General features: G+C 42.6%; 12 protein-coding genes. 5 read left to right on the top strand and 7 right to left on the bottom strand.

What is annotated here, in order from left to right; genetic code table 11:
- Positions 1–42: 42 nt before the first annotated feature.
- From CS948_RS09875 to CS948_RS09855, 5 genes are all read right to left on the bottom strand, one after another.
- Entirely contained in the window at positions 43–1,317 is a 1,275-nt protein-coding gene (locus tag CS948_RS09875) for a TlpA disulfide reductase family protein (protein WP_099291517.1), read from the bottom strand.
- Between the two features lie 28 nt (positions 1,318–1,345).
- Complete coding sequence (locus tag CS948_RS09870; protein WP_099291516.1) at positions 1,346–2,971, bottom strand: RagB/SusD family nutrient uptake outer membrane protein; 1,626 nt, start codon at positions 2,969–2,971, stop codon at positions 1,346–1,348.
- A gap of 22 nt (positions 2,972–2,993) precedes the next feature.
- A complete protein-coding gene (locus tag CS948_RS09865) occupies positions 2,994–6,440 on the bottom strand; it encodes a TonB-dependent receptor (RefSeq protein WP_176554997.1) in 3,447 nt (1,148 codons plus the stop codon).
- Between the two features lie 168 nt (positions 6,441–6,608).
- Positions 6,609–7,757, bottom strand: a complete 1,149-nt coding sequence (locus tag CS948_RS09860) for a FecR family protein (protein WP_099291514.1) — start codon at positions 7,755–7,757, stop codon at positions 6,609–6,611.
- A gap of 136 nt (positions 7,758–7,893) precedes the next feature.
- Positions 7,894–8,487: an RNA polymerase sigma factor gene (locus CS948_RS09855; RefSeq protein ID WP_099291513.1), complete on the bottom strand. Its 594-nt coding sequence runs from the start codon at positions 8,485–8,487 to the stop codon at positions 7,894–7,896.
- A gap of 188 nt (positions 8,488–8,675) precedes the next feature.
- Here CS948_RS09855 and CS948_RS09850 point away from each other — a divergent pair, with 188 nt between their 5' ends.
- The 3 genes from CS948_RS09850 (at position 8,676) to CS948_RS09840 (ending at position 12,908) form a co-directional block, all read left to right on the top strand.
- Positions 8,676–9,920 (top strand): helix-turn-helix domain-containing protein, encoded by a 1,245-nt coding sequence (locus tag CS948_RS09850; protein WP_099291512.1) that lies wholly within the window; start codon positions 8,676–8,678, stop codon positions 9,918–9,920.
- Between the two features lie 139 nt (positions 9,921–10,059).
- On the top strand, positions 10,060–10,968 hold the full coding sequence (locus tag CS948_RS09845) for a fimbrillin family protein (protein ID WP_099291511.1): 909 nt from the start codon (positions 10,060–10,062) through the stop codon (positions 10,966–10,968).
- Positions 10,969–11,177: 209 nt separating this feature from the next.
- Positions 11,178–12,908 carry an ATP-binding protein gene (locus CS948_RS09840; RefSeq protein ID WP_099291510.1) on the top strand — a complete coding sequence of 577 codons (1,731 nt, stop codon included), beginning with the start codon at positions 11,178–11,180 and terminating at the stop codon, positions 12,906–12,908.
- Positions 12,909–12,971: 63 nt separating this feature from the next.
- Here CS948_RS09840 and CS948_RS09835 read toward each other — a convergent pair whose 3' ends face one another.
- Entirely contained in the window at positions 12,972–13,868 is an 897-nt protein-coding gene (locus CS948_RS09835; protein ID WP_099291509.1) for a diaminopimelate dehydrogenase, read from the bottom strand.
- A gap of 790 nt (positions 13,869–14,658) precedes the next feature.
- On the opposite strand from CS948_RS09835, the gene CS948_RS09830 reads away from it, so the two are divergent.
- Both CS948_RS09830 and scpA read left to right on the top strand, forming a co-directional pair.
- Positions 14,659–16,539, top strand: coding sequence for a methylmalonyl-CoA mutase family protein (locus CS948_RS09830; RefSeq protein WP_099291508.1), 1,881 nt, complete (start codon positions 14,659–14,661; stop codon positions 16,537–16,539).
- Between the two features lie 78 nt (positions 16,540–16,617).
- On the top strand, positions 16,618–18,774 hold the full coding sequence (gene scpA / locus CS948_RS09825) for a methylmalonyl-CoA mutase (protein ID WP_099291507.1): 2,157 nt from the start codon (positions 16,618–16,620) through the stop codon (positions 18,772–18,774).
- Between the two features lie 108 nt (positions 18,775–18,882).
- Here the strand turns inward: scpA and CS948_RS09820 are convergent, their stop codons facing one another.
- Positions 18,883–20,223: an ATP-binding protein gene (locus tag CS948_RS09820; RefSeq protein ID WP_099291506.1), complete on the bottom strand. Its 1,341-nt coding sequence runs from the start codon at positions 20,221–20,223 to the stop codon at positions 18,883–18,885.
- Positions 20,224–20,427: the final 204 nt, after the last annotated feature.

Here is a 20,427-nt window from a genome sequence, read left to right as displayed (position 1 = left end):
TTTTCCGGACAGCCTCATTTGCCTCACAACCTCTCAAACTTCTTACTTGGACGGTCCGCCAAATAACTCTTGCAATGCTATATCAAGATGCAGTCCTCGTAAATCTGTTTTAAAGAATCTTCCCTCTTTATCCAACAAAATCGTTGTTGGGAACCCCCCAATATTATAATGAGTACAAACAGGTCCTTCATACACGGAAGGATCACCGTCATACAAATGACTCCAAGGCATATTCTCCTCTTTCAAAGCTTTCAACCAATCTTCCTTGTTCGGTTCTGCCGCGATACTCAAAATAGTAAAACCTTTATCCTTATATTTCTCGTACACTTCTTTCAAATGAGGGATCTCTGCCCGGCAAGGTCCACAACCTGAAAACCAAAAGTCTAATAAAACATATTTTCCTTTGGGAATAAATTCAGACATTTTTGCCATCTTACCATTAGGCAACATCAATTCCAAATCCATGAATTTCTCTCCCAATGCAGTTTGCTTCGCACGTGCAAACATTTCTTTCAACTCTCCCGCTCTATTAGGATTAGCTTTCACCATCAAACTTTCCAGTTGGTCAAGTTGCTTCTTGGTAAAATCAATATACTGGGCTTGATAAATGAGCCAGATTAATTGCTCGTTCGCGACACCACTACCAGGATATTGTCTGATATACTTCAATCGAAGTGCCCGCATATCAGCCCGAGCCTCCAAAACTTGCTTTGCTACAGGGATAGCCTCTTCAATTTTCTTCTCTTCAAACAGATCATGATACTTGTCATTCACCGCCGTGTACTTTGCTCTCAAAAGAGTTTCCTCACTTTTATAACGACGATAAAGCTCATCTTCTTTTGAGCCTGCAATTTTCGCGGGAACTTTATCCTTAGCATCCGGATTGTAAAAATATGTTTCCAGAGTATTTATATCTCCGGAGTAAGTTATTTCCGAATTTTCAAGAAAAAATGCCGTTCCCAACAACCGATCCGGGCTGTCCGGACCATCGGGTTTCGTGTCAATAATAATCTTCACCAATACGGGGTTTTCCACATAACCGGACAACTCAAATTTCCCGTTCTTAATCACCGCACTATCTCCTTTCTGTGCCGGCCAAGCCAGATCATTAAGCAACCATACTTTCAACCCGTCTTTACTATTACTTATTTCCCCTTTAATTACAAAACCTTTCTTATCATCCGGTACTAATTTCTGCATAAAGAACTTTGCGGGAGCCACTGCATCATCTTTTTCCGGCTCAGCAAGCCCATATTGACAAAAGCCTTCAAAAAATAACAGGACACCTACTAATGTTAAAAATAATCTTTTCATCATCTTCTATAAATTAAATTAATAATACATATCAAGGATTTTGCACCAACAGATTATTTCCTGCCAAAGCACTTTTCGGTATCGGAAATATAAATTGTCGGTCACTCGTAATCGTACTCTTTACATCTGTTATATTTAAATCTCCGGCTTTGTGATACCGGATCATATCAAACCATTCTTCATTATTCTCGGCAAACAACTCCAGCCATTTATTTTTACGGATATACTCTAACATTTCATTATCAGGAACCTCTTCAATTTCCTGCGGATAAACGTAGGCTCTCTCGAAATTCAATACCTCTTTCAAACTATTCCGCGCGGGATCGAAATGATTATTTCGCGCGGCCGCTTCGGCATGGATATAATAAATTTCTGCCAATCGCAAATAAAAATACGTGTTCCCCTTCTCTCCATCAAGCATATCTCGATAGGGATATTTATGGTTTCTTTTTACCACTCCCGGAGTAATCCAACCGGGAGCCCCCTCTCCATCCGGCTCCATAGTTCCTTCACCATCCGGCAGCATTTCATCGTCTGTTAACGCATATACATCAGGCAAAGGCTCTGGTTCCGGTTCTGGTTCCGGTTCCGGCCAAGGTGATGGTTCTTCTTCTCCTGAACCTCCCACCATATTCGGTCCTTCTGCTCGATAGACATACCCGAAACGTTCATCATAACCATATCCGGTTTCAATATCAAATCCCCACTCTTCCGGCCAACCTTCCAGTCGAGCAATTTTCTCGGTATAACTACCGAAAGTAGTATTACTCACGATATCTCCTGCCGAAAAACTTTCCTCGAAACCATAAGCGTAAAGAGCAAAAAACACTTCTTTTGAATTATAGCTATTCACGAATACATCATCGTAACGATTTTCCAGACTATAACCATATCTCCCGGCATCTCGCAGAATATCCCCGGCGACTGTTTCCGCCATTGAATAATCCCCTTGATTTAAAAGAACTTTTGCCTTCAGAGCTTTCGCCACTAATCGGGAAATATAATAATGCTTGTCCGAGGAAACATATTCAGGGGCTTTTTCAATAGCATAATCCAAATCTTTAAAGATAGAAGTATACACATCGGCGACAGACGAACGAGCCGTCGCCACCTGGTGATCCGGGTAAGATTCTTCCCGCACGACAACACCATAACTCGACGTCATATCATAAAATTGACCGAAATAACGCAAAAGATAAAAATGTGCCATTGCCCGGTGGAAACGACATTCGGCAATCATTTCTTCTGTACGCTTCTCCGACAAATCGGGAGCATTCCCTTCTTCCAGCAACTCATTCACCACGTTTGCCATATTCACCACCTTATATAACGAAGTGTAAACCCCAACGATCACCCCATCATCATAAGGTACATTATTTGACTGGAAAGATGTCCCACTCATAAAATAACTCGTTATCGGAGCCACTAAAGCCCCGGAAGACAAGAACAAATGATTACGCACGTCTTTCATATTTCCCGCTCTCCATTGTTGGTAAACATTTCTCAACAATGCTTCCGCGCTCGCAGAGTCACTCATGACGTTATCCTTATTTTGTTGATTCTGCGGCTTTATATCATCAATATTATCTGCAAGATCACAAGCCCCCATTCCTAACGAGAATGCCACCAGAATAATAATATTATATAGTATTTTCATGATATTATAATTAACGTTTTACTTAGAATTGTATTTTAACCCCGAAAGAGAACGTTTTACTCAATGGATAGGGATCAATATTTGAAACACTACCGGCGCCTACTCCCATGGTAGGATCCCCGCCGGAAACCGATTCCGGATCTATTCCCGGCCACTTTGTCCAAGTCCATATGTTTGATACACTCGCGAACAATTGTACATTCTGCAAATTGAAACGACGCAATGCATCCACCGGCAAATTATACGACAGTGTTATATTTTTCAAACGCAAATAAGACGTTTTGAATACATATCGATCGGAATTCTGCATAACATTATCCGTAGAACCGGGAACAAGCCGGGCATACCGGGCATTCGTGTTTTCAGGTGTCCACGTGTTCCCGAACAATTCCCTCTGGATACTTTGCATCGCCATGGTTCCATTTTCCATTCTCAACGTTTCGTAAGAAGCCGTCGCTCCTTCGGAAAACTGAAACATAAACGAAAGATTCAGATTTCTCCAATTAACAGAGTTGTAGAAACCGCCGAAGAAATTCGGTTCAGGATTAGCAATCACGGCATAATCATCCGGAGAAACTGTACCGTTCCCATTGAGATCCTTGAATTTATAATCACCGGGACCGCTGTATTGCTGGTAATAATAGGAAAATCCTTTCTCTTGGGCTATTCTATTCAATTCATCGACTTCTGCCTGGGTCTGAAAAATCTTCTCTACCACGTATCCTTTCATAATCCCGGCAGGTTTCCCCTCTACATAAAAAAGGGATTGGGTAGCGTCAAGAGTTGCACCATTCAATTTTTCAATTTTATTACGATTGAAAGCGACATTTAATGTTGACATCCAACTCCAATCACCTTTGCGAATAATTTCGCCACCGACCTCTACTTCCAATCCTTGATTCGACATATCAATCATGTTTGCCGTATAGGTAGAAAAACCACTTTCCAAGGATGCCGGAGCAGGGGCTAAAGCTCCATCGGTATAACGATTGTAATAATCCACACTACCATATAAACGATAGTTCCAGAAATTATAATCCAAACCTACATTATACTCGCTAGTCATCTCCCATTTCACGTCTTTATTCGGCATCACGTCTTTTAAACCGATTGTCGATTCTTGACCCCACAAATCTTTTGATCCCCTGTTAAAGAATTGGATATATGCAAAATCCTCCACGTTCGTCGAACCCGTTTGCCCATAACTCACGCGTAACTTCAAATCATTCATCCAATCCCATCGTTTCATGAAATTCTCTTTATTCGCACGCCATCCCAACGAAATAGAAGGGAAATACCCTCTCTTATTGCTCGGACCGAATTTAGAAGAAGCATCCGAACGGAAGTTAAATTCAGCAAGATATTTATCAGCGTACACGTAGCCGACACGGGCATACACGGAATTCAATCCCGTTGTAGCCTTGCCGCTCGACCACCCCGTGGCGGTAACGGCCGAATTTACATTATTCAGCACGTTATCATCCGGAAAATCTTCGTAATCATTGGAAGTACTTCTATTAAAAGTCCTATCCCAACCATACCCGACCATCGCGTTAAACCGATGAGCTCCATAACTAAACTGGTAATCCGCCCGCAGATTAATTGAAGAAGTAGCCATCCTCGAATCGCCCGTATTCAAGATCGATTTTGATGGCGAAGACCATGGAGCAATCATCTCGGTCATAACTGCTTTCGGGGTAAAAGACTCGTCATTACTTTGGAATACACTCATGTTAATATCCCCGTGTAATTTCAAATTTTCGATGACCTCGTACTCCAGGTAAGAACTCCCCATAAATTGATAAGATTCCGTTTTATTTTGTACCAACCTCCGTTTAGCAACAAGATTGGGATTCCAAGCTTCATACCCGTAAATCAAGGAAGCATCTATCCGGGTATATTTACCATCTGAATAAACAGGAATATCGGGACGCTCTGTCCATGCCTGGTCGCCACTCGAGTCACCTTGTTTTTGTTTCGAAAAAGTATATCCCAACGAAGCCCCCGCCTTTATCCGTTGGTTTACATCCGTGTCAAAAGACAATCGAGCACCACAACGCTCCAGTTTATCATTTATAAAAAGCCCTTCCTGATTGGAGGCATTAAAAGAAAATGAATAATTCGTTTTCTCTCCTCCTCCCCTCAATGCAATTGAATATTGATGCGTCAACGCATTTTTATTTTTAATCTCCTTTACCCAATTCGTATTCGCGGCACCGAAATAACTTTCATCCAATCCCCCGTACGATTCATACATTCCCGTTTCCATATTATACGTGCTTTTACCGAAAGGAAGCATCGCAGGATCGGCATAAAAATTACCCTCGTTAAATGCTCTCATGGAATTTTTGTACATCTCCTCCTGCAATTCCATAAATTCACTTCGATTCAAAGGTCTATGCTCATTCACCGGGTTACCAACAGAAAGCGTATACCCGATGCTAATATTCATTTTCTCGTTCCGCCGTCCGCTCTTGGTCTTCACGATGATTACGCCATTGGCACCTCTCGAACCATAAATAGAAGTGGCAGCAGCATCTTTCAACACGTCGATACTCTCGATATCATCAGGTGCAACAACAGACAACGGATTAATTCCATCTTTACTGTTAAAAAAAGGTACTCCGTCAATCACGTACAAAGGTTCGTTCGAACTGCTTGACTTCACCAAAGGCGAAGTAACACCCCGGATATTGACTGTCGCCGCTGCCCCCGGCGCCCCGCTATTCTGAGTTACCAGAACACCCTTCAGCGAACCACCCAACATATTATCAAACGAGTTTGCGGCACTGCCACCACTCTTCATCAATTGATCCGAACGAATCGAACCCACGGAACTCGTCACATCTCGTTGAGATTTGGTACCATAACCAATCACCACAACATCCTCTATCATTTGTACATCCTCCTTCAAGGTTACATCGTGTACCATGTCCTTATTTCTCGGGAACATAAAAGTTTCTTTTTGCATTCCGATAAAAGAATAAATCACTTCGGTCACGTTACCTTGATACATCGACAAATTATAAAGTCCATTAACATCCGTCGTTGTCCCTATATTTGTGCTGGCAATGTACACGGCAACACCCGGCATAGGCTCCCCGTTCTCATCCGTTACTTTACCTTTCAGAACAACTTTCTTTGTTTTCTTTTGTTCGCTTTTCACTTCTGCACGTTTTGACACGAAAACCACGTTATTCTCGAAAATACATTCGAAAGAAGTATTCTTAAAAATCTCATCCAACACCTCTTTCACCTCCCTCTTTTCGGCTTTCACGTCCAGAAGAGGAATCTCAGCAACATACTTCTCGTTGTAAACAAAACGTAATCCCGTCTGTTTCCAGATTTCCCGAAACAATGAATTCACGTCACATTGTTCCAAATCAAGAGTTACCAGCTGCTTCTGTGAATATCCGGCAGCATGGACTCCAAAAGTAAAAACCAACATAAGAAACAAAAACAATTTCATAATTCGTACAATTTTCAATCTTTTCACACCCGTGGGCATAAAGATCCATTTACATTTCATAAATTCGCGTATTAGATTATACAATAGACAGTATCGGTCTCCAAAATCGCTCTGTCTTTTATTATCTTTGCAGCAGTAAATGGTAGTACATTTTTCTGCTGCTTTTTTCTATTTTTGTTTCTTAATATAAACAGTATTTTCATATACTGTAAATTTTATTTCCGACGTTTTCTCGAAAAAATGGAATAACTCGTTCACGTTTTTATACCTCTCCATAATTCCTGACAAACGCTCCTCTTTTACCTCCTCGTCTTCATAAATCACCTCTAAATCATACCATAATGTCAACTTATCCATAATAGATTCCAACGATTCGTTCCTGAAAATAAACATCCCTTCCTTCCAGACGATATATGGTAAGACATCCACTTTTTCCACTTGAATAGCATGGTCTGCACTATTATACTCACCTTTTTCTTCAGGTTCCAAAATCATTTCTTTCTCCCCGTTATTCAACCCTATGCACCCTTTTACCAATACGGTTTGAATAATTCCCGTCCGATGAGTGTTCACATTAAATTGTGTCCCGTACACTTTCACGTCCAAATCTCCTACTTTCACCACAAAAGGACGTGCATCATCACGAGTAACATCAAAAAATGCCTCTCCTTTCAAATAAACAACCCGCTCCTTACCCGTGAAATTTGACGGATAGGACAACTCGCTCGCCGAATTCACCCATACACGGGTTCCATCCGCTAAAACTAATTGGAATTCCCCTTTACGAGGAACTTCTAAACGATTCAACAGCTCAATATCCCCCGGAACAACCGAGTCATTAAAATAATTCAAAGAACCATTATCATGCACCTCGATACAAGTTCCATCCTTTTCCTCTAACTTTTGGAAAGACGTATCAATAGGTACCATCTCCCCGGTAGATAAATGCAAAATAGCCCGTGACGCTCCAGGATGAACAACCATGTTGTTCGCTATACCGGGAACAAACGTATGGTTATTCTGTACGAATTGTTGTAGTCCGACACCTATCAATAAAGTAATCCCGGCAGCAATCCCGATCAATGTCTTCAATCGACGACGCCTCGTATATCTCTTCCTAAAATTTTTATAATCTTCACTCACCGCATCGTCCCTCACCGCCCATTGCATGTGTATATAGGAACAACAAAACTCCCGGAAATATTCCTTATATTCCTCCAAACCAAGCCATTTCTCCACTTGTTTACATTCATCTGCATTCAATTCATTCAAAAGATAACGCAACAAAAAACTATCTATTTCATCCCGATTCAACATATTTTATAACCTTTATCATTAATAATACGGAACAATTCACGATATCATTGAATGGGGAAAAAATTATTTTGGAAAAAATTAGGTGTAACAGCGAAAAAACTGCTAAACAATATATTATAAACTAAATAAGATTGATTTACATTTGAGGGCATAGGCTCTCCCCCGGAGAGAACAGAAAGAAAAAACACAATAGTTCCGTAGCGTGATTCGTATTATCCCGCATTTTTTTCAAAGCATTAACGAGAAGAGTATTTACCGTGGCAACAGAAACTCCTAATCTGAAAGCCGTTTCCTTATAACTCAAGCCTTCCAGATAAACACAAGTAATTACCTCCCTACTTCTTAAAGGAAGTTTTGCGATTTCCTCTTTTACAATCTGCAAAATATTATCCTTAAAATGATCATATTCCTCCCAAGGGGTCTGAACGAAGGCCAAATCAACAGCCTCACGCAACGGATCATTTTTCTCCTTCCTATCTAAAGCTAGATTACGAACAGATGTGTACAAAAAAGATTTTAATGTTTCAGGGACCAAATTACGTCCGACCTCATTCTCCCACAGTTTCACAAGAAAATCCTGTACAATATCCTCTGATTTCGGTATATCGTTCATAAAAGTTGCAGCCCACAGCACCAACGGCTTATAATACTTTGCAAACAGATACTCCATCCCCTTTTCCTGACGATGTTTCAATAAAGAGCAAATCGTATTATCCGGCATTTTTTGCATAAATTATTCCTCACATATTATAAACCTTGACAAATATACAAGATTTACCATAAAATGACAATTTTCATGGAACCAATTTTAATCCCTTTTGTTAATTAACACGCCAAACGCTCAAACACCATCGAAATAGACACAATTTGTATTATATTTGCCACGTCAAAGAAGGTAAATCGACAACATTGCGCGGCATGATGAATGATAGTCTATTTTCGGCAACATTCTGGATGTATTTTTCATACGTCCTCTCTTTTGTTATACCCCTGTTCTGCGGTATCACGTTACTGATCTTAAAGGGAGCCACGTATAGTGAAGAAGCCGGAATGCACCCCCGCCGGGTACTGGGAGTCGTGTTCACACTCTCCGGCTTGCTTTTCATCCCCGACATGATACAAGATATACACGCGCACCGAACAAACGAGTTCTTCTTGCCCGGGTTTGATATCACGATCCATTTATTCTTGATCCCCATGTATTTCTTCTATTTCCGGAAACTCACGAAACCGGAAAAAATAGCCCGGGAGAAAATCTGGTTACATTTCATACCGGGTATCGTCATGCTTGTCGCGGGTCTGTTACTTTTCCTTCTTGAAGAAAAAGAGAGCCTTTTTCAACGAGAGTTCTATGATAAAAACTCTCTCTTTTCCATTTTTCGATATATCTGTCTGACGATTCAGGCTTCCATGATTACCGTGTACACCTCGCGTATCCTCAAATTAAAACGAGAACACGTTCAAACCGTGGAAGAAAACTATTCTTCCAAAGAAAATATAGACCTCCGCTGGCTGAATCATGCCATCCCCTTGGCTATTCTCTATGCTGTAATCATGCTTTGTACATCTTTTACCCAAGCGGTATGGAGCAATTACCTTGTTCATCTTAGTTTTATCTGTTTCGTGCCCTACCTTTTCATCCACGCCCTCAACGAACCGTATATATGCTATACCCCTCAACACGCGCAAGTCAAGGAAGAGCCGCTTCCCCCGTGTGAAGTAAAAAGCTGTCCGGATGAACTGACAATAGAACAAGAGGACGAAATATCACCCGTTTTCCCCCCTCTTCCCGAAAAATACCTGAAGAACTTAGGGATGAAAAGAGAGAAGATGAAAGACGAACTCGTTCATCTTTTCGACGAGAAAGAAATATACACGAACGGGAACCTCACCATAAACGACGTTGCCGCACTTCTCGGGACAAACCGTACTTATATCTCGAATCTCATCAATAACGAATTCGGTTTTAGTTTCTACCAATTCGTCAATAAATACCGTATCCAGAAAGCGACCATTCTATTCATCGAACATCCCGAAATGCAAATTCAAGAGGTAGCCTCTCTGGTTGGTTTCAACTCGCTTTCCTCTTTTATCTCCTCCTTCAAACTCAACGAAGGCATTACCCCCAAGCAGTGGAAACAGCGATACGTAGAATATTCCTGAAAATTACGAATACGTACAAAATTTAAAATTCATACAAAACGATAGCGAAAAAGTAAATAGAATTTGTTTTTTACATATTACTCATCCCCCTTTCCAAATACAACTCACATTTGCAGAAGCAAAATTAAAACTTCAAAATATGAAAAAAATGATTTTCTCTTTACTTGCCATAGCAGCTATGACAAGTTGTACTACAACTTCAGAAGATGAAATTGACCCGAATGCTCCGGTGGAAATAAATTTTGGTGCAGGAATTAATATGATGTCTAGAGCCATTATAGAATCAAATGATGCTGGTCTCGTAACAAATGCCATAACAGGCATCCAAATATTAAGAGGAGCTGATGGAGCTACTCCAAAATTTAATGAAGTAGCAAGTGTTACTACGACAGGTGATCTTCAAACAAATGGTACATTCACAAACATCACTACTGCCCAATATTTCAAATCCCCAACAGAAGCTGCGAACTTCATTGCATATTATCCGGCTGGAGAAACCTTGGAAGCAGGAAAAGTAAGCTATACAATTGATGGTACAACCGATATTATTATTGCTGATGCTGTAAAATTACCATTCTCAACAACAGACAAAACAGTAAACTTCTTATTCAAACATAAACTAGCGCGTCTTAAATTAGTTGTGAAGGCAGCAACAAGTGAAGCTGCCACTTTTTATGGTAATTTAACTGCAGCAAAAATAAATGTTCCAACAGCACTGGATATGACATTTGATGAAGCAGGAGTATCGACTTTAGACGCAAACGCAACACCTGTAAACGCTGATCTTGATTTTGGACAAGTAACATTAGCGACAGGCGATGGAGTTTCTCCCACAGCCGACCTTATGCTCTTGCCCGCTACATTAACTAAAATAAATCTTACATTTGAACATGTTGCCGCAAAAAACTATACGATCAACAATCTATCACTTGTAGCCGGAAATATAACGACCCTTACTATTACAGTAAACGAAATAGGTGTTGAATTTACTTCAGCAGTATCAAAATGGGAGACAGGTGGAACAAATGGGACTACTACCGTTGAATAATTTAAATACAGATACTCATATTCCTCCTTCAGAAGAGTGTATAATATAGAAAGAGGATATGTCAAAATAAGCACCCACTAAAAGTTTTTCCTGACTTTCAGTGGGTACTTCGTATTCCTCCCAACTTTCTTTCCCATTCCTTGTTCTTTCAAGCAGAAAGAGTTACTTTTGTACTAACTCACGGGTACAAACTAAAAACTGGAGCAGTTATGGAAAATATAAAAAAAATCCCTTATGGAATCTCCAACTTCGTGGAAGTAGTAGAACAAAACCAATATTACGTGGATAAAACCGCGTACCTGCCCCTATTAGAAGAGCAACCCTCCAATTTATTCTTTATCCGTCCCCGCCGTTTCGGGAAGAGTATTTTCCTAAGTATGCTACGGGCGTATTACGATATCAATCAAAAAGGTGCATTTCAGAAACGATTCGGGAATCTTTGGATAGGTTCGCACCCCACGCCATTACAAGGAAAATTCCAAATACTTTACCTCGATTTCTCGCGTGTAGGTGGGTTCGGGGGGACATTGGCTCAAAACTTTGATGATTATTGCAGTGGTGGTCTGGATGATTTCGCCCAGATTTACGAGTCATACTATTACCCGGGATTCAGAAGCGAGATGAAAGAACAATCCGGCTTCAGCAACAAGTTGAACTTTTTGGACAGAAAAGCACGCAATACCGATGCATCGCTCTACCTCATTATCGACGAGTATGACAACTTCACCAACGTCGTCCTCAACGAACAAGGCAATGAAGTATATCACGCCCTGACACACGCTAGCGGGTTCTACCGCGAGATTTTCAAGAAATTCAAAGGTATGTTCGAGCGCATCTTCATGACCGGGGTCAGTCCCGTGACCTTGGACGACCTAACCAGCGGGTTCAACATCGGCTGGAATATCAGTACCGACTTCCAATTCAACATGATGCTGGGATTCAGTGAAAAAGATGTTCGCGAAATGATTCTATATTATAAAAATGCCGGACAACTACCGACTGACCTAGACATAGAAGCCATGATAGCGGAAATAAAGCCGTGGTATGATAACTACTGCTTCGCGGAAGAAAGCTTGGAACGCGACCCGAAGATATTCAATTGTGACATGGTGTTCTATTACCTGCGTCATTACATGACTCTTGGAAAATCACCGAAAGAAATGATAGACCCCAACACTCGCACGGATTACAACAAAATGAAACGGCTCATCCAACTGGATCGTTTGGACGGTGACCGAAGAGGCGTGTTGCGTAAAATAACCGAAGAGGGGCAGATAGTCACCAACCTAGTAACTACCTTTTCGGCAGCCGAAATAGCAGACCCTGAGATATTCCCCAGCCTGTTGTTCTATTATGGCATGTTGACCATCACCGCCACACGCGGAAGTGATTTGGTACTGGGGATTCCAAACAACAACGTCCGTAAGCAATATTACGAATTTATGCTGGAAGAGTACCAAGACAGGAAATATATTAATTTGAACAAGCTGGGTTCGATGTTCTACGACATGGCTTATGACGGTCATTGGCACGAGGCATTGACATTCATCGCCCAAACCTACAAAGAAAATTCCTCCGTCCGTGACACCATTGAAGGAGAACGTAATATCCAAGGATTCTTCACCGCCTACCTGAGCACGAATGCTTACTACCTGATTGCCCCGGAAGTGGAATTGAATCATGGTTATTGCGACTTGTTCCTGATGCCTGACTTACAACGTTATGAAGTGAAGCATAGTTACATACTGGAATTAAAATACCTATCCGCGAAAGACTCCGAAGCAAAAGCCGGAACGCAATGGCTGGAAGCCGTGGAACAGATAAAAAGATACGCCGTGGCTCCGCGTGTGAAACAATTGGTTCAAGGCACAGCCTTGCATTGCATCGTGATGCAGTTTCGGGGGTGGGAATTGGAACGGATAAATGAAATCGCAATATAAAATAGCGGCTTCCCCATCTGTCACTGGCGGAGAAGCCGCTAATATATATTTCCCGATAGAAGTTTACACCAGATGCCTGATCAACTCCGTCCGATCGCCATACAGCATATCAATCACCGGAATCTCTATCAGCGTGTAACATCCCGGTTGTTGCTTCATGGAAGCGCGGGCGGTAGCCACGAGTATTTGTCCCGTCAATGCCGGGTTGTTGATTTTCATGTCGAATTCGAACAACTGGTTCTGAGTCTTGCCGGATACGCCTTTGCGGGTAAGATTCACGCCATGCCCCATATCTTTCAGGTTATCCACGCTCTCCACCTGCATCACGTGTGTTTCGTCATGCACGAAATAAGGATCGGTCTTGATAGCTTCCGCCACGGTCTTGAAATCGTATCCATCCTCCAATTCGATATACACCATACGACGATGAATACCCGTTCCCACTGGAATCGTCATCGAAAGAGCGGCTTTTACACCTTTCACAGCTTTCACGGCAACGGTATGTCCCATGCTCATGCCCGGACCGAAATTTGTATATGTAATCCCTTTCGGGGCGCAAGCCTCCAACAAGGCACGTACTACGGAGTCGCTTCCCGGGTCCCAGCCGGCTGAAATAACAGCCACTTTCCCGTGTTTCCGAGCAACCTCACCCAAACGTTTATGTAATCCAGTAATTTCCGTGTGAATATCGAAACTATCCACCGTGTTGATTCCCATGGCTAAAATTCGGGAAGCGTATTCCTCCACGCTACGAGTGGGGGTACACAAGATTGCCACATCGACATCTTTGACTTGAGCAATATCCGACACGACCAAATAGTCCTTCAACTCCGCCGGGACATTCGCTGCATCCCGACGTACCACTCCTGCCACTTCAAAGTCGGGGGCCGCCTCCAGTGCGTCCAGCACGTAGTGACCGATATTGCCATACCCGACGATGGCTGCTCTAATTTTCTTCATGTGTTTTTTGCTTTTAAAATTAACGTCGCAAATTACGAAATAATATTTTCCCGACAAAAGACAAGAACATGGAATTTACCCAACACTCTCACGGAATTTTCACCAATACATAATAACACTCCACCTATCCTAAATCTAAGGTTAAGCTATACTATTTAACGGCTATCTTATGACTTTAGGGTGACTTTTAGGCGACATCGCCCACTCTTAGCCTACACTTAGCCCACTCTTAGCCCACGTTTTTGTATTAAATATGCTTTTTTAACACACACGGGCAGAAGACACTCCCTCGCGTTTGGGACAGACATCAAAGTCAAACTTTACCCCTCGCGGTAATTCTCCCCCGGGTAAAGGATTGTACAAGTAGTATGCCCCAAGGAACACAAGTACCGATACATAACTGGGATACACCAAAAACCGAAACAATTCCTGCAAAAATTCTATAAATACAAGCCACCCTGCAAGCTCGCAAAGCTCGTACAGCCCGTATTTCTCCGGGTAATTCTAACCACGTGAAAAAGCCTCCCGTAAAGAAATGAAACACGCGGGGAAATAACATGCCAGCCTGATACAACCAAAACTCGCCCGAAACCTCTTGTCAGACTCAATCTTAAATCCTAAATCATTAAATCTAAAATAAATAACCTCTTCCTAACTCTTAAAAAGACTTATAATCCAATCAAGGGGTAGAAATAAAGAAGAATTTCTTTTTTATTTATACAAAAACGCCTAATTTTGCCTTTCGTTTTTAATAACAAACAGTTACAGAATAAATACATAAAAATCTATTATGGCAGAGAATGTAAACGAAAAGCTTTTCAATGAATTTGCACCCAACACGACACAGGAGTGGAAGGACAAAGTCATTGCAGACCTAAAAGGGGCTGACTTCGATAAAAAGCTGGTTTGGAGAACAAACGAGGGTTTCAACGTGCAGCCGATGTACCGGTTGGAAGACATGGAAAACCTCAAGAACTTAGCGTGCTTCCCGGGAGAATATCCTTTCGTGAGAGGTAATAAAAAAGACAACAACGCATGGTTTGTACGCCAAGACATCATGGTAGAGGATGTTGCCGAAGCAAACAAGAAAGCGTTGGATATTTTGAACAAAGGTGTTGACTCTCTCGGTTTCGTACTTTCCAATTGCAAGAATTTCACGAAAGCCGACATGGCCGCTCTTTTAAAAGACATTTGTCTGGAATGCATCGAAATCAATTTCGTGGCTTGCTGCAACAAAGTAGCTATCTTGAATCTGTTCAAGGAATATGTTACCGAAAAAGGCATTGATCCGGAGAAAATTAAAGGTGGAATCAACATCGACCCGATCAGCAAACTCCTTTTGCAAGGTAAATTCTGCGACGCCAAACCGTTTGACGTTGTAAAAGCCGCAACCGAAAGTACCGCTACCCTGAAAAACTTCAAGACCATTGAAGTGGGTGGATATGTGTTCAATAACTCGGGAGCTTCCATCGTGCAAGAACTCGGGTTCAGTCTGGCTGCCGGAGTAGAATACTTAAACAATTTGACCGACGCCGGAATGGACGTGAAGGACGTCGCTCCCCGCGTGCGTTTCCACTTCGCTACCGGTTCAAAATATTTCATGGAAATAGCCAAACTGAGAGCAGCCCGTTACTTGTGGGCAAAGATCGTGAAGGCTTACAATCCTTGCTGCGACTGCGTGTGCAAGATGAATATCCACGCTGAAACATCAGAATGGAACAAGACGGTTTACGACCCGAACGTGAACATGCTCCGCACACAAACGGAAACCATGTCCGCGACACTTGGCGGTGTTGACTCGTTCACGGTTCACCCGTACGACTATATCTACGAATGCCATCCTTCCGAATTGGGAGAACGCGTGGCTCGCAACCAACAATTATTGTTGAAAGAAGAATCTCATTTCGATAAGATCGTTGACCCGGCAGGTGGTTCATACTACATCGAAGAATTGACCCAATTCATTGCCGAGGCTGCTTGGAAATTATTCCTCCAAGTACAGGAACAAGGCGGAATGGTAAAAGCAATCGAGAACGGGTTCGTTCAGGCAGCCGTGAAAGCTACCGCGCAGAAAAGAGATCAGGATATCGCTAACCGGAAAGAAAACTTCTTGGGTACGAACCAATTCCCGAACTTCAACGAAAAGATTGACCGCGAACTTTGCGCTTGTATCCTAGAGCCGGAAGACGAAACCGCACCGGATGCAGTGGTAGAAACATTGAAACCCTACCGCGGAACACAAGCGTTCGAGGCTATGCGCTTGAGAACCGACATGTTCGCGAAAGAGAATGGACACCGTCCGGTGGTTTACATGTTGCCGATGGGAAATTTAGCTATGCGTAAAGCCAGAGCTCAATTCGCTTGCAACTTCTTCGCTTGCGCCGGATTCCAAGTAATGGACAACAACGGGTTCAAGACAGTTGAAGAAGGTGCTAAAGCATGTATCGATAACAAGGCAGACATCGTGGTAATTTGTAGCTCTGACGACGAGTACGCAACGATTGCCCCGGAAGTTTACGCCGCGTTGAAAGACAAGGCAATCATCGTGGTTGCCGGTAACCCGGAGAGCAGACCTCAATTGGAAGAGGTTGGTATCAAGCACTATGTTCACGTGAAATGCAACGTGCTGGAAGACTTGAAAGCATACCAACAACTATTGGGAATTAAATAATTTTAGATTTCAGATTTTAGATTTTAGATTGAAAAATCAAGAATCGTAAATCGTAAATTATAAATCAAAAATTGAAAGATGAAACCAAATTTCAAAGATATAGATATCAAGTCAACAGAGAAAGCCATGACCGCCGCTGCCGAGTGGGAAAAGGCTAATCACATAGAAAAAAATTGGTTGACACCCGAGCTGATACCGGTAAAACCCGTGTACACGGCCGAAGATTTAAAAGGCATGGAACATCTGGACTATGTTGCCGGTATTCCCCCGTATTTACGCGGTCCGTACTCCGGAATGTACCCGATGCGCCCGTGGACAATCCGTCAATACGCCGGATTCTCTACCGCTGAAGAGTCCAACGCATTCTATCGCCGCAACTTGGCTGCCGGACAGAAAGGTTTGTCCGTGGCATTTGACTTGGCTACTCACCGCGGATACGACTCCGACCACCCGCGTGTAATCGGTGACGTGGGTAAAGCCGGTGTGGCAGTGGATTCAATCATGGATATGAAAATCCTGTTCGACCAGATTCCATTGGATAAAATGTCCGTTTCCATGACGATGAACGGTGCCGTACTTCCTATTTTGGCATTCTACATTGTTGCCGGATTGGAACAAGGGGCAACACTCGACCAATTGTCAGGAACCATCCAAAACGATATCTTGAAAGAATTTATGGTGCGTAACACTTATATCTACCCGCCGAAATTCTCCATGAAGATTATCGCTGACATTTTCGAGTACACTTCCAAAAATATGCCGAAGTTCAACTCTATCTCTATCTCCGGTTACCACATGCAAGAAGCAGGTGCTACTGCCGATATCGAGTTGGCATACACCTTGGCTGACGGTTTGGAATATTTGCGTGCCGGGGTAAACGCCGGAATGGATATTGACGCTTTCGCACCCCGTTTGTCGTTCTTCTGGGCTATCGGCATGAACCACTTCATGGAGATCGCCAAGATGAGAGCCGGACGTTTGTTGTGGGCAAAGATCGTGAAACAATTCAACCCGAAGAACCCGAAATCTCTGGCATTGCGTACACACAGCCAGACTTCCGGTTGGTCACTGACCGAGCAAGACCCGTTCAACAACGTGGGACGTACTTGTATCGAGGCTATGGGTGCCGCTTTGGGACACACGCAATCGTTGCATACCAACGCGTTGGATGAGGCTATCGCCCTTCCGACCGACTTCTCCGCGCGTATTGCGCGTAACACGCAGATCTATATACAGGATGAAACCACCGTTTGTAAATCTATCGACCCGTGGGGAGGTTCTTACTACGTGGAGAGCCTGACCCAAGAACTGGTAGAGAAAGCATGGGGACATATCCAAGAAATAGAAAAATTGGGTGGTATGGCTGCCGCTATCGAGTCCGGTATTCCTAAACTTCGTATCGAAGAAGCTGCCGCTCGTACGCAAGCCCGTATCGACAGTGGTGCACAAACCATCGTGGGTACGAACAAATACCGTTTGGAAAAAGAAGACCCGATCGATATCCTCGAGGTGGACAACACTGCCGTACGCGAAGCACAAATCCGTCGTTTGCACGAGTTGAAAGCTAACCGTAACCAAGCAGAGGTTGACGCCGCGTTGGCAGCAATCACCAAATGTGCTGAAACAGGCGAAGGCAACTTGCTTGAATTAGCCGTTGATGCAGCCAAGAAGAGAGCATCTTTGGGAGAAATCTCGGATGCATGTGAAAAAGTTGCCGGACGTTATAAAGCAGTTATCAGAACCGTGAGCGGAGTATATTCAAGTGTTGCCAAGGAAGACGAAGACTTCCGGAAGGCTAAAGAATTGGCAGACCAATTCTCTGAAATGACCGGACGTCGTCCGCGTATCATGATTGCCAAAATGGGTCAGGACGGACACGACCGCGGTGCTAAAGTTGTCGCAACGGGTTACGCTGACCTCGGGTTCGACGTGGACATGGGACCGTTGTTCCAAACCCCGGAAGAAACCGCTAAACAAGCCGTTGAAAACGACGTGCATGTTGTCGGGGTATCTTCATTGGCAGCCGGACACAAAACGCTTGTACCTGCCGTTATCGCCGAATTGAAGAAATTGGGACGTGAAGACATCCTCGTTTACGTGGGTGGTGTAATTCCTCACCAAGACTATCAATTCCTGTTCGACGCGGGTGCTATCGCCGTATTCGGTCCCGGTACCAAGGTATCGAAGAGTGCTATCCAAGTCCTTGAAATTTTGATTGACTTGGCTAAGAAATAAGAAGTAACACTACAAACAAGAAGAGGGTAATTCACAGAGAATTACCCTCTTTATTTTTGTGAATTCGGGTTCTCTAAAGGCTAAGTTACACATCAAAAAAACGACGGCTTATAAAGCAAATTCTCTCAAATATTCTCCGATTTTCCCCGTCAAATAATAAGGCAAACTTAATAAGGTATAATTTTTCCCGCTTGAAGTTGTCAATATATCCTTTCTAATCTCACCCGCGTATAAGCGAACGGCAACATTACCCCGGTAAGCATCCATAAACAAGTGAAGTGAACGCAATCGTCCGGTTGCTCCAGACTTCACCTCAATCGGAATCACTCTACCGTCTAAATAGGCTAAAAAGTCTATTTCTGCCACAGAATCTTTCTTTTCACTTACCCAAAAAAGAGGTTTATGGAGCAATGATACCTGATGCGCCAATAACTCTTGGCACACAATATGTTCTGCAATATGCCCTTTATACACATTGTTCAAATCATTGGTACCAAAAATCTCTTTTTGAAGATGAGCCATATAATTTAACATTCCCGTGTCGAGTACCTGAAGACGGGGACTTTTCTTCATATCCGGCATAAAAGGTTCACCGGTCTGCGTGGTGGGATAAATCAAATGAATCAACATTGCTTTCTCGATTGTCCGCAATGCCTCTCCCATTTCTCGTGAACCATACGCAGAATTACCAAAACCATTGAATTTTATCCGATTCCCCGCTTCCATAAACACGGATCTGATAGCGTGACGCATAATTTGAGTTTGCCCCGCAGTTGACGTGTATTTCTCAACATCATCCAAATAAGTACCTATCAAAGAATCAAACACGGAAGTCAAGGCAACAATATCCTTACTGCCAGCATACGATAATACTATTTCCGGCATTCCCCCGATTAGCGTATACAAGTGAAATAACGATAGCAATTTGTCGTGAGCAAAAGTATCCATGGGGATTTTATGATATTGCTTCAAAGCATTGCCCTCATCCATGGCTAATAAAAACTCTTGAAACGAAAAAGGACGGACCACCTTGAATTCTACTCGCCCAACAGGAAAACTAATTTTTGTATCAAACAAAGATTCAAGCAAAGAACCTGCCGCAACAACACAATATTGCGGATATTGCTCATAAAAATATCGCAACATACTCAACGCTTCCGGAACTTCTTGAATCTCATCTATAAATATAAGAGTATCTTTTTCCTCCAAAAGTTTTTCTTTTTCGAAAAAGATAGCTTGGATTAACGTATCAATAGAGGGATATTGAATAAACAGATTGCGATCCCGTGCCGTTTCGAGATTCAAATAAATATATTGTTTAAAATCTCGGGCAAATAAATTCACTGCCGTCGTTTTCCCGACTTGCCTAGCTCCACGAAGAATCAAGGGTTTCCTTGATATCTTAGTTTTCCACGCCCGTAATTCCCCAATTATGATTCTTTCTACCATAGGACAAATATACTAATTTCCATACAATTGTCACATTTCGGGGGCTATTTTTATTTCTTTTTGTCACATTTCGGGGGTATTTTATCGAATAATTTGTCACATTTCGGGAGAAAGGGTACAAAAATCCCATACCGTTTTTCCTCCAGCCAATCATTTGACATCCCGACCACATTGCATAAAATTACTTAATTTCCACCAAATAAT

This window comes from Butyricimonas sp. Marseille-P3923, from assembly GCF_900184685.1.
Classification (GTDB): Bacteria; Bacteroidota; Bacteroidia; order Bacteroidales; family Marinifilaceae; genus Butyricimonas; species Butyricimonas muris.
Note: the sequence above shows the minus strand (reverse complement) of the source record. Positions and strands in the feature narration are given on the sequence as shown.